Origin of the sequence: Pedobacter sp. R20-19 (genome assembly GCF_000708265.2) — a bacterium.
GTDB lineage: Bacteria > Bacteroidota > Bacteroidia > Sphingobacteriales > Sphingobacteriaceae > Pedobacter.
This window is the reverse complement of the sequence record NZ_JCKI01000001.1, coordinates 136,395-148,627: the sequence shown is the minus strand read 5'-3', so window position 1 is coordinate 148,627 and position 12,233 is coordinate 136,395. Positions and strand designations below refer to the sequence as shown.

Genomic DNA, 12,233 nt, shown 5'->3' with positions numbered 1-12,233 from the left:
TTAGCACCAGAATTTAAAATCCAAATCAACAGGAAATTTATTCATCAACTAACCAAATACTCACCACTCCAAAGAATGCTTTTTAGAACTGATCTGCGGCACATGTGTGGCTTTTCTTCTTCCATCCGACGGACAAAACCACCTCTCCTATGAGTCAAAATAAGTCGCCTTAATTCCATTTTTCTTATCAGAAGGTTACAGAAAAGAATGGTATCTGATGCACAAATGCTGAAAAACAATCTTTTCAAACCCCTGAAGAACTCCTAACCAACTCACCAAAATTCATTCAATAAGACCTTATATGTACAAGAATTTTATTCAAATGTTAAGCCTGTGTTGCTTTCTGTGCTTTTGCAATGTGGTTGCAAAAGCACAGAACAGAACCATTTCAGGCACAGTTACCGATCAAACCGACGGATCACCATTAATCGGTGTTAATGTGACCGATAACCTGAAATCTGCCGTTACCACAACCAATAACAAAGGCTATTTTAGTATTTCAATACCCGCAAACGCCAAGTCTTTATCCTTTTCTTATATCGGGTATGAGGCTAAAAACATTAACCTTAGCCAGTCAAATACCATAAATATTACACTAGGCTCATCATCCAGCCAGTTAAATGAAGTAGTAGTGGTGAGTGTTGGCTACGGCACACTGAACAAAAAAGAAGTATCCAGTGCCATTACACATGTTTCAGGAAAGGATTTATTAACGGTTTCGGCCAATAATCCCCTTATGTCGCTTCAGGGCAAGGTACCGGGCTTAACCATTACCAATACGGCCAGTGCAGATCCAAACTCCAGTCCGGGAATCCAGCTTAGGGGTGTTTCCTCACGCAGTGCAGGTTTAGGCCCTTTGTATGTAATTAATGGGGTACCCGGAGGAAACATTGACAACATTAACCAGAATGATATTGAAAGTATAGACGTGTTGAAAGGCGGTGCAGCTTCAGCCATCTACGGAACCAGAGGAAGTAATGGTGTAATTATCATCACCACAAAAAAAGGAACCTCACAATCGCAGATGTTTTATGATGGCTTTACCAGTTTTGATTATCTGAATAACCAGCTGGAAAACCTTAGTGCAGAAGAATTTATCGCCAACCGGGTACAGAATAAGCAAGGGCAGGATTACGGCGCAAAAACAGACTGGTTAAAAGAAGTAACCAAGTCGCCAGCTTTTGCGCACAAACATACCGTTCAATTTTCAGGAGGCTCTGCCAAAACCAATTATTTTGCTTCGGCAGATTACCGGAAGGCAGATGGAGTGGATCTCCGGGCCAATAAAAGAGAGTATGGGGCAAGGTTAAATATTAACCATACCACCGATAATGGCTTGTTTGTAGCAACCTTAACGGCCGCACCAAGAATGATGAACACCAGCAATGCGGATCAGGGGAATTTTAACAACGCACTTACGCTGAATCCAACCTATCCGATTTTCAATAATGCCGGGAAGTATAATTTCATCAATACCGGATTCTTCTCCAATAATCCCGTAGAAAATGCTAACGTGATTAAATCACAGTCGGAAATTAAGGAGCTGGATTTGAATGGTTCCCTTAAAATGAACATTCTTCCGAACCTAAGTACCATGGTGACCATTTCTCAGATTAGCCGGTCAGCTAAAAACCTGAATTTCTCACCCTCTACGCTTTCATCAGTGGTCAACTCGAATAAAGTTACCCAAACCAACTCCGCCTCGCAGGAACAGCAGGAAAATGATCAGAAAAATATCGAATGGACAGGTAATTATAATCTCGACCTTGGAAGGAATCATTTTAAACTACTTGGCGGGTATTCTTATTCTCTTTACAACTACAAGCAAGTATATGCCCAGAATTACGATTTTCCTTTTGATACCTATTTATGGAACAACCTTGGTTCAGGCTTGTATAATGGTGGAGCTGCCGGGCAGGGCCAGTCTGCCGTTTCTTCTACCCAGAACGGATCTACTTTAATTGCTTTTTTTGGCAGGCTTAATTATGATTTCAATAACCGGTATATCGTAACGGCCAGCTTAAGAAGAGAAGGTTCCTCAAAATTTGGAGCCAATAACAAATGGGGAAATTTCCCTGCAGTATCTGCAGCTTGGAGGATTTCGGAAGAAGGTTTTTTTAAAGACAACCTTTCCTGGGTAAATGAACTGAAAATCAGGGCAGATTATGGTGTTACCGGGAATCAGGATTTTGGAAACTACCTTTCACTTCTGTTATATGGTGGTGCGGGTTATTTTCCATTTAATGGACAGTATTACCAGGTTTACGGACCATCTTCCAATGTAAATCCGTTTTTAAGCTGGGAAAAATCAGAAAACTTTAACGTAGGCTTTGATTTCTCACTGCTAAAAGGTAGGCTGAGTGGCTCTATTGATTATTATACCCGTAAAAATAAAGACCTGCTGGGGAACTACAATGTATCCGTTCCGCCAAATACGCAGGCGACTACGTTTACCAATGTTGGATCGATGAAAAATGCTGGTATTGAGGTGGCATTAAGTGGGGAAGTAGTTAAAAGTCCTGATTTCGAGTATAACATCAACCTGGCATTTTCCTATAACCGAAATAAGTTCATTTCATTTTCGAACGCCTTATACAACGGTGGAACTTTTCAGGATGTGGCGGGCTTACCAGCTCCAGGTTCACCAGGAAACATCCAGCGGATTCAGGAAGGACACAGCATAGGCGAGTTTTATACCCTGAAATCGGCAGGGGTTAACGATCAGGGCGCACTGCTGGTTTACAGAAAAGACGGATCAATTGTACCTGCCAACCAGGCAAATAATGATGATAAACAATTTGTTGGTAATGGTTTGCCAAAATTTATCGCCTCATTGGGAAACACGTTCAGGTATAAACAATTTGATCTGGGCATATTTTTCAGGGGAACTTTTGGTTATAAAATATTCAATACATCAGCATTTTATCTGGGCACACCCTCCAGCCAAACGGATGCAAATGTGCTGAAATCAGCTTATGATAGTAGTAGCAAATATTCATTACTGAAAAGTACATCCACCACTTCTATTGCCTCAGATTATTTCCTTGAAAATGGCTCGTTTTTAAAAATAGATAACGTTTCATTGGGTTACAGGCAGAAATTGAACATTAAATACCTCAAATCATTCAGGGTTTACGGTGCGGCAAGAAACCTGTACACGTTTACAAAATATACCGGTGGAGATCCCGAAAAAGTAGAAGTTAACGGCTTAACGCCAGGCGTAAACACCTCATTAAATTATTATCCTTCTACCCTGCAATTGATTTTAGGACTTCAGGTAAATTTTTAATACAGCAAAAAATGAAAAATTATAAAATATTAATCGGTATGATCTTGTTGACGCTGGCAGGATGTACAAAACTGGATGAAGAGGTATACGATAAGGTAGATGCGGCAAACTTTCTCACCCGCAGGGATGACGTGATCAGGGATTTCTTACGCCCTTTTGAACACGCCTACTGGAGCATTCAGGGAAATGATGTATATGCGGTGGGTGAAAACAGTACCGATGAAATGGGTACATATAACCGCCAGGGCGATTGGCAAGATGGAGGTTATTACCAGCGGATGCATTACCATACCTGGACACCGCTTGATGGTTTTACCAACGGTGCGTGGAGGAACTTCTACCAGGGAATTGTTTTATCTACCAATTCATTACAGGATATGGAAGGCATTTCAGATCCTGCTAAACTCAATGTAACCGTTGCTGAATTAAACGATTTTAAAGCCGAACTTAGAACACTCCGGGCATGGTTTTACCTCCGCGCATTCGATTTTTACCGCAACATTGAAATTGTAACGGATGTGAAAAACACCACACAAGGCGGCGTGCAAGCCACCCCGCTGGAAACATTTACTTATATAGAATCAGAACTGAAAGCAGCCATCCCTGATCTTCCTGTCAGAGATCAGTTGGGGGCTAATGGTATAGGGCGGTGGACAAAAGCTGCGGCGGCAACATTGCTGGCCAGGCTTTATCTAAATGCCAAAGTTTACATCGGTACCGAGAAATATGCAGAATGTGAAATTCTTTGCCGCGATATCATCAGCGGTAAATATGGAAGCTACACGCTTGATACGCGTTGGGATGCACCTTTTGATTATACCAACAGCTCATTAAACTCCGAAGTGATTTACGGATTTCCGGGAACCCTTGCCCGTACACACTGGCAATACGATAGTGGGATGTTCTTTTGGGGAATGACTTATGATGCTGCCCCCTTGTATTGTGGCTTTACCGATTTTGGCAAATCTAACCCAAGGTTTGCGCTGCAACCCGGTCGGGATGTAGACAGTGTGGAATATACGCACAGTTTAGGAAAACCCTTTGTAAAATTCCAGAAATACCCAGATGATGTTCGCCTTAAAAAGTATAAAAACTTGGGGAACAGCAAACGTGAGGGCATGTTTTTATACGGCTATCTGCCTTATACTGCTACAACAAACGGCGTTTCACGGCCAGATACCGTAAGGGGAAATAAAGGCCCGTATGCGCTATTCATTCGTGATCAGGTTGGATTTTTTCTAGGCGCAAAACCTGGCACCCGGATAGCAGATAAGGAATCGAACATGAACCATGCCGACCATAATTCTGGTGTGTTTCTGGTTAAATATCCGGTTTATCCAACGCCTGATCCTAACCGGATTACTTCTGCCTATGCAGAGATCCGTCTTTCGGAAGTGTATTACATGCTGGCCGAATGCCGATACCGTGCTGGTGATAAGGCAGGTGCAGCTAACTTTTTAAACCAGGTACGGCAACGGAATTATCCTGCAGGTTCTGCCAGTATCTATAATGCCAGTGGTGCGCAATTAACTGATCAGGAAATGCTTGATGAATGGGGAAGGGAATTTGTTGGCGAAAACCGACGTAGAACAGACCTTATTCGTTGGGGTGTATTTACATCCGGTACCTGGTGGGATAAAAAACCTGATGCAGATAATCATACAGAAATTTTTCCGATAGGCAGGGATATCCTGGGTTCCAATCCAAAGTTGAAACAAAATCCAGGATATTAATCAAAATTTTTTTTGAATAATTTGGTTTAGTTGGGGGTGTTTCCGGTAAAACGGAACACCCTTTTTTAATAAAACATTAATTTGCGCTGCTTAATTAAGATCAAACCCGAGCAAATAATGTTTTTTATTTAAGTCAACAAGCAAGCAAAAAGGAATTTATAGTTGCTTATTTTTTCTAATGCCCGTACCAATTACCTTTCCATGCTGTAGCATTTCAAGTTTTGTGTCTCCATTTTCCATTTCCGTAAATTTGATTACACCATCTGCGCCTCCCTGCCTGATGGCCTGGAATTGGTTTTCACCAATGGGAAAAAAACGCATATCCCATTTTATCGTGTTGGAATTGTGGATCAGATGACCATCCAAAAAGGTGATTTCCTGCTGTTCGTCTTTATTTTCTTCGTTTGTATAATTACCGGCAAACTTTTCTATTTCTATCCTAGGCAATGAGATTTTTTTAGCGTATTCAATAACTGTAGGCTTATTGTCTAAGATTTGAGTAATCGTTTTGAAAGGATAAGCCCCCAATTTAAAGTTTTGTAAGGTAATAATCGTGCGGTCTTTACCCATATTATGATAAATAAAGGTTGCATAACCATCCCAACTGCCTGTGTGACCAAAGGAAAGATTATCATTTCCGCCAGATAGATCAAGCCCAAAACCATAAGGTATGGATCTGCCTTTAGGTGTTTTGGTGATGGCTGTCATTAAACTAAATTCATCCGGAGTAAAAAAAGTATTGCTTTTAAGCGCAACTATCCATTTATAAACATCTTTTGTTGTTGAATTTACTTTGGCGTTTCCAACAATTCCATCCAGATAAAAAGCAAGGCTATCGCCATAATTTGGATTTTCAGGAGTGATTTTATCAAATGAGTTTTTCTTCCAGACATAACCAGTAGCCCGGTTCTTAATTTTCTGCGGATGCTGCCGGCTATTGTAGATGAAGGTATTGTTCATTTTTAGCGGTAAAAAAATATCCTTTTTTAATAATTCTGCCAGACTCATACCCGAAACACGTTCTGCAATGGTGGCCAGCAACGCATAATTTGTATTGCTGTAGCTGTGCCTGCTACCAGGTGCAAATAATAGCGTATCCTTTCTTGCCGCGTAGAACCTGATGAGATCATCATTGGTGGCTATTTTGGTATGGTCCCAATGATCAGGCATGTCTACAATATATTCCGGTATGCCACTGGTATGCCTCAACAGATCATAAATCGTAACACCTTTCCATGATGCCAGTTCAGGAATAAACTTAATTAAGCTGTCTTGGTAATGGATCATTCCTTTTCTATGCAGCAATACAATTGCTGCCGCAGTAAACTGTTTAGAGCATGATGCCAGTTCGTAAATGGTTTCTGCCGTATTGCTATGTTTTGAAAGGGTATCTTGATATCCGTAGCCTTTCGAAAAAATTACTTTACCAGCTTGTGCAATCAGCACGGTTCCATTAAATTGATTTTGTGCATGCATGATGCTAAATACGCTATCTAATCTTTGTTGCGGTGTATTTTGAGAAAAAGATTCAAGGCTTACAAACAAACAGATCAGCATCGTTATTATCCGGATCATAATTATTAAGTGTTTTAAGTAAGTCGCAGTATTCAAAAAAGTGTTGCATAAAATCTTTCTTATAATTTAAAACTTAAGCAGCTTAATTTAAGGTTGCAAAAAAAACTTCAATAATTATGGTATATGGAAATTATTTAATCTTTGTATATGGCATGTTTTATCAGTATGAAAACTTATCTGAAAGTAATAAAAACACATCGTTTTCATTTTTTCTGATTGTTCATGAGTAAAAAGGCTTAATCATTACCTTTTATAAACTTTATTCCTTCCAGAATATTGAAGTCTGCCATTAAATCATCAAAGTTATCCTGTTTGGAAACCACAATGTCAGGGCTGATATAGGGGTAATAATTCCCATTTCGATCGCTGTCATAGCCCGTTGTCAATGCAATGACGGTATTGAAAGGTAAAGGCCATGAAACATTTCCTGTAGTATACCCCGCAGTATTTTCGCCTATGAAAATGGTATTGGCCCTACCCTTAAAAGCCAGTGCAGTAACCTCTCCAGAGCTTCCGGTAAATATTCCAGTAATCAGTGCCACTTTCACCTGATCTAGTAATGCACCTTTAGGATGAATGGAGCCTATCGTTGTCGATTTCTGGATATAGTTCCCATTTATCAGTTTGTATTGATTAACTGATTTTTTATTTTCATTGAGTTCGCCCCAGATATTTGTGTCGCCAAGAAAGTCGTACAATGCTAAAAGCATAGGTGCCGAGTTTCCACCCAAATTGAATCTTAAATCAATTATCCAACCATCTATTTGATGACTGGTTTTAACATCAGCGATTTGATCATATAAGGGCTGTGCAACCTTGTGCATATTTTCTGCAGCATTATCGAAAAATACCATCGAAGGTATTAAGATATAGCCATATTTTCCATCAAGCACCTTTACTTCAAATGATGGTTTGCTATCATATTTATTTTTCCATTGAGCAGAATAAAGGTCTTTTGGAATAGTCTTTTTAGTTCCCGTGTATTTATCATTCCCCCGGTAAACCAAACAATGGGTAGCGTTTATCTGATCAAATAAATTCGTGATTTCTTTAAGAGAGGCTTTAAAGCTATTGTAATGTTTAAGATTGGTGTAAGTTTCAGCTTCTAGCCTTTTCCAGTCTACCATTTTACGGTGCAGATACCCAACTTTTAAAGCTTTAAAAAGTGCCTTATAAAATACGTCTATACTATCCTTACTTGTGCTATCTGGTAGATCGTTTTTGGTGGTAATAATGTGGGCAAAACAAGTGTTAAAAGTAAGCATTAGCAAGCATACAAAAAGAGCATTTTTCATGATATCAATTTTTCAGAAAGACGAAACATGGTCGCAAATGGTTGCATCATTTAAAGATAATAATAAAAAGACTTCATAAAATCCATCATCATGTTATTGTGGATATTGCCATGAAGGGCTATTATTTGTGGGTCTAGCCTGAAAAACTCTTGCAGGATGGCATTCCCTTCAAGTTCTACCTTTTCAAAGCCCATTTCCCAGGATTCAAAATGCCGTTTTTCGATGGGGCCACGTTTAATAAGGGTGATATTATGATGTCGGCTATCTTTACTAATGTTTTGAAAAAGGCTTAATATTTCCTCTTTAGGCCCTTCCAATACCTGAATGAAGCGGCACAGATATCTATTCTCCAGATTACCTTCAATATAAGCCAGGCAACCTGTAATGTCATGGTCTTTATTCCAGCCTCTGGAGAATTTTAAAATCTCAATAAGATTTGCCGGCTGCATTACAGTGGCTGCAACACTGGTATAAATTAAGCGATACATAGTCTGGTTTAAAGATTCCATAGCCTGATACCTGATGGTGTAAATGCTTAAACATAACAATAAAAAGCAATAGATGGTTTAAGTCGTATCATTAGAAGTGGTTTTTCTACCTAGAGGTTGAGCAAAAGAGAAAGCTTATTTGCTACCCGGAATCCCATCCAGAAGCCCGGGTAGCGTATTGATGCTAAAAAATATGCATCAGTTATAGTCTAAATCGTCCCGTTGATTTAATGCTAACAATATTATCTACGAAAGTAGTTTAAGTAGAGATTGAAATTAGAACGGATAAGACAATCAAATGATAATTTAACAACATAGCAATGACATACAGCTTAAATTATCTTGCATTTGAACGTATAAAGGCAATCTAAAAGAATGATTTGAATTTAAAACATTCTTCCAGACTTAACATTTAGGATACATAGTGTTAAAAGTACACACCTAGCTTTGGCGTAATTAAAGCCCTTAAAATAATTTTGTAATGTAAATAAATCAATGCCTATGTGAATCTGCTTCGACATGCCTTTGAATATCACTACAAAAACAAACCAAACAAAAATCATTACTAACATTTAAGAGATGACATCATTTTCTTTTATTGCAGGTTTAAAGTCAACCTGCAGGAAATTGCTTTTGCCTATTGGATTACTGGCCATCAGCAATTCGCCCATTATGGCTGCCTACCAGTATAAGCGTAATCTGGCTATGGTCAAAAATCGTGTTGCTTTTACCATAACAGGTACAGTAACTGACGAACAACATCAACCCCTGCCTGGCGTAAGTGTCTACGACAAGAAAAACAAAAAAACTACAGTTACAGATGGCAATGGTAAGTATAGCATTTCATTACAGGAAGAAACCACTTTAGTGTTTACCTTTGTGGGTTATACTACTCAGGAAGTAGGCGTAAATGCTGCCCGAACTTTGAATGTGATTTTAAGGGAAAGCAACAATACCTTAGATGAGGTAGTGGCTATTGGTTACCAGAAAGTAAGAAAATCTGATCTTACCGGGGCCATCAGTAGTGTGAAAGCTTCAGAAATGAACCTCACCTCGCCAACAGTGGGCCAGGCCCTGGTGGGTAAGGTTGCTGGTGTTCAGGTATCGCAAACCAGTGGAGCACCTTATTCTGGCACTAAAATCAGGGTTCGTGGTGTAGGTTCTATTAACGCCAGTTCTGATCCCTTATACGTGATTGATGGTTATCCCGCCGGAAATAATGTATCTATCAATCCGGAAGATATTGAAACCATAGATATCTTAAAAGATGCCGCATCAGCCGCAATTTATGGGTCTAGGGCCTCAGGTGGGGTAGTGTTAATTACCACCAAAAGAGGAAAAGATGGAAAAGGTCATTTTGAATACGATGTGCAGGGTGGAGTTTCACAGCTATCTAAAAAGATTGATCTCCTGGATGCCAATCAGTTTATCCAGTTACTGATTGATGGACGGAACAACGCCTATAAAGATTTATGGGTTAATTCTGGCAAGACATGGAATGATACCATGTTTGGCGACAGCAATGCCACCCGCATCACCAATGTTGGTAACGGAAGTAGCGTAAGTATCCCTGCCGATCTTTATAATTTCTCTACCCGGCAAGCCATCCCGGCACAATACAATACCGATTGGCAGGATGAATTGTATAGAAATGCGGCTTTCCAGCGTCATAACCTTTCTTTTAACGGAGGGAATAAAGATGTAAAGTATTTCATGAGTGGTGGTTATCAAGATAACAATGGTATCGTAACGAATACCAACCAGAAAGTGATCAACTTCAGGGCCAATATTGATGGGAATGTGAGTGAACGCCTGCGTGTAGGCGCAAACATTGCTTATACGCAAAATAACAACCGAGAGGTACAGGAAGGACGATATAATTTAAGTCCGATGATGTCTGCCTTGCTTTACCTGCCTTATCTTCCGGCGCGTGATGGCAATGGCAACCCGATTCAGTTTGGCATGGCTTCACTCGCCTCACAATATGGAATTCAAAATCCTGAAAATCCTTTGGCTACAGTAGAACAGTTAAAAATTACCCGAAAAGGAAGCAGAAGCACCTATAATGCCAATGCTACTTATAAAATTTTAGATGGTCTTGATTTTAAAGCCAATTTGGGTACACAAACTTACAATGAGAAATATGATTATTACTTGCCAACCAGCCTGAGCAATGGCAATAACCCACCATATTCTACTGCATCGGTTACGGCAGCCAATGCTGTGGCCAAAACGTTAAGCCAAACCGATCAGCTGGCTGAATTTACGATGAACTATAGCAAAACATTTGGCAAGCATAAATTAGATGTTCTGGGGGGCTATTCTGCACAGAAGACCACTAGTGATTTAATACAGGTGTCTGCTAAAGGCTTCCAGAATGATTATATCGGAGAGATTTCAGATAAAGGTGCCGATCCAAGTTTTTTTGCCTTGGATAATGCAGCTAAATCTACCAATACCCTGCTCTCCTATTTTGCTAGGGTAAGTTACAATTATGCAGGCAAATATTTTTTAACAGGAACTTTCCGCCGAGATGGTTCCTCCAGGTTTGGCCCTTTAAACCAGTATGGTAACTTCCCTTCCATTTCAGCAGGCTGGAACCTTTCTGATGAAGATTTTTACCATAACTTTCTGGGCGAACATTCTACCGTAAAAATCAGGGCGAGTTGGGGTTTAAGCGGAAACAACAACATTCCAAATTACAGAACCCAGCAGCAAATGAATGCCCCGGGCGGAGTAGTGATTGGCAATGCGATTGCAACAGCCATCTGGCCAAGCGATATTCAGGACCCGAAACTGGGATGGGAATCCACTTCCCAGTATAATCTTGGTACAGATATCGGTTTATTCAAAAACCGCCTCTTCATCATTGCCAACTATTACCTCAGTAATTCTTACAATCTCTTATTTAATCAACCCATTTCAGCGGTTTCAGGTAGTGCTTCTATCCTCACCAACCTGGCAGATAGTAAGGTGCGCAATACTGGTTTCGACGTTCAGTTAGATGGACGAATTATTCAGAACCATGATTTTACGCTGGGGCTAAGTGGAAACATTGCGTTAAACCGAAATAAAGTATTGGATATGGGTGGTGCAAGTACCATTCTAACCAATGGTGCTGAACGTTCTTACATGACCCACATTACCCAGCAAGGCCAGCCAGTAGGTATGTTTTATGGTTTCAAAGTATTGGGACGAATCACAGCCGATAACCTGGGCAAGGTAGCACCGTCTGCCTCTACAACCAATCCGGCTAAAATTGGAGATTTGTATTTTCAGGATACCAATGGTGATGGAATTGTAAATGATGCGGATAAAACCATTATTGGTACTCCATACCCTAAATTTACTTATGGTTTTGCTTTAAATGCTTCTTACAAAACGATTGATTTCCGGGCTTCATTTAATGGTTCGCAAGGTAATCAGGTGTTAGATGGTCAGGATTATTACCTCTATAACTTTGAAGGTTCTGGTAACCAGTATGCCCAGGTAGCAGACCGCTACAGGAATGAAGCCAATCCGGGAAGCGGCTTAAATTATAGGGCTTCACGTGCCGGAACACAAAGTAACAATACCCGCTTATCATCTTTCTACCTTCAGGATGGATCTTATTTTAGATGTACCAACATTACCTTAGGTTATAGTTTCCCTAAAGCGATTGCCAATACGCTTAAGGTGAGTAACATTCGGGTTTATGCCAGTGTAGACAATGCCTTCACCATTACCGATTATAAAGGTTATAACCCCGAAGTAGACTATAATGGCGGTTCAAACTTAACGCCTGGGGTGGATTATGGAAATTATCCGCTGGCAAGAAATTACAACCTTGGTATTAAACTGACCTTTTAGAATT

At 40.0% G+C, this 12,233-nt stretch carries 6 protein-coding genes; 3 read left to right on the top strand and 3 right to left on the bottom strand.

Annotation, left to right across the window (positions count from 1 at the left end):
* Positions 1-301 precede the first annotated feature (301 nt).
* Together AN34_RS00675 and AN34_RS00670 are read left to right on the top strand one after the other, a co-directional pair.
* The gene (locus AN34_RS00675) at positions 302-3,289 is read left to right on the top strand and encodes a SusC/RagA family TonB-linked outer membrane protein (protein WP_029281244.1); all 2,988 of its coding nucleotides are present in this window, start codon (positions 302-304) and stop codon (positions 3,287-3,289) included.
* Positions 3,290-3,300: 11 nt separating this feature from the next.
* Positions 3,301-5,022, top strand: coding sequence for a RagB/SusD family nutrient uptake outer membrane protein (locus AN34_RS00670; RefSeq protein WP_029281242.1), 1,722 nt, complete (start codon positions 3,301-3,303; stop codon positions 5,020-5,022).
* Between the two features lie 156 nt (positions 5,023-5,178).
* Here AN34_RS00670 and AN34_RS00665 read toward each other — a convergent pair whose 3' ends face one another.
* The 3 genes from AN34_RS00665 to AN34_RS00655 all read right to left on the bottom strand — a co-directional run bounded on the left by AN34_RS00665 (position 5,179) and on the right by AN34_RS00655 (position 8,380).
* Entirely contained in the window at positions 5,179-6,597 is a 1,419-nt protein-coding gene (locus tag AN34_RS00665; protein ID WP_051666112.1) for a serine hydrolase, read from the bottom strand.
* A gap of 236 nt (positions 6,598-6,833) precedes the next feature.
* Complete coding sequence (locus AN34_RS00660) at positions 6,834-7,892, bottom strand: S41 family peptidase (protein ID WP_197285463.1); 1,059 nt, start codon at positions 7,890-7,892, stop codon at positions 6,834-6,836.
* A gap of 50 nt (positions 7,893-7,942) precedes the next feature.
* Entirely contained in the window at positions 7,943-8,380 is a 438-nt protein-coding gene (locus AN34_RS00655; protein ID WP_197285462.1) for a BLUF domain-containing protein, read from the bottom strand.
* A gap of 579 nt (positions 8,381-8,959) precedes the next feature.
* Here AN34_RS00655 and AN34_RS00645 point away from each other — a divergent pair.
* Positions 8,960-12,229, top strand: coding sequence for a TonB-dependent receptor (locus tag AN34_RS00645; RefSeq protein WP_029281230.1), 3,270 nt, complete (start codon positions 8,960-8,962; stop codon positions 12,227-12,229).
* Positions 12,230-12,233: the final 4 nt, after the last annotated feature.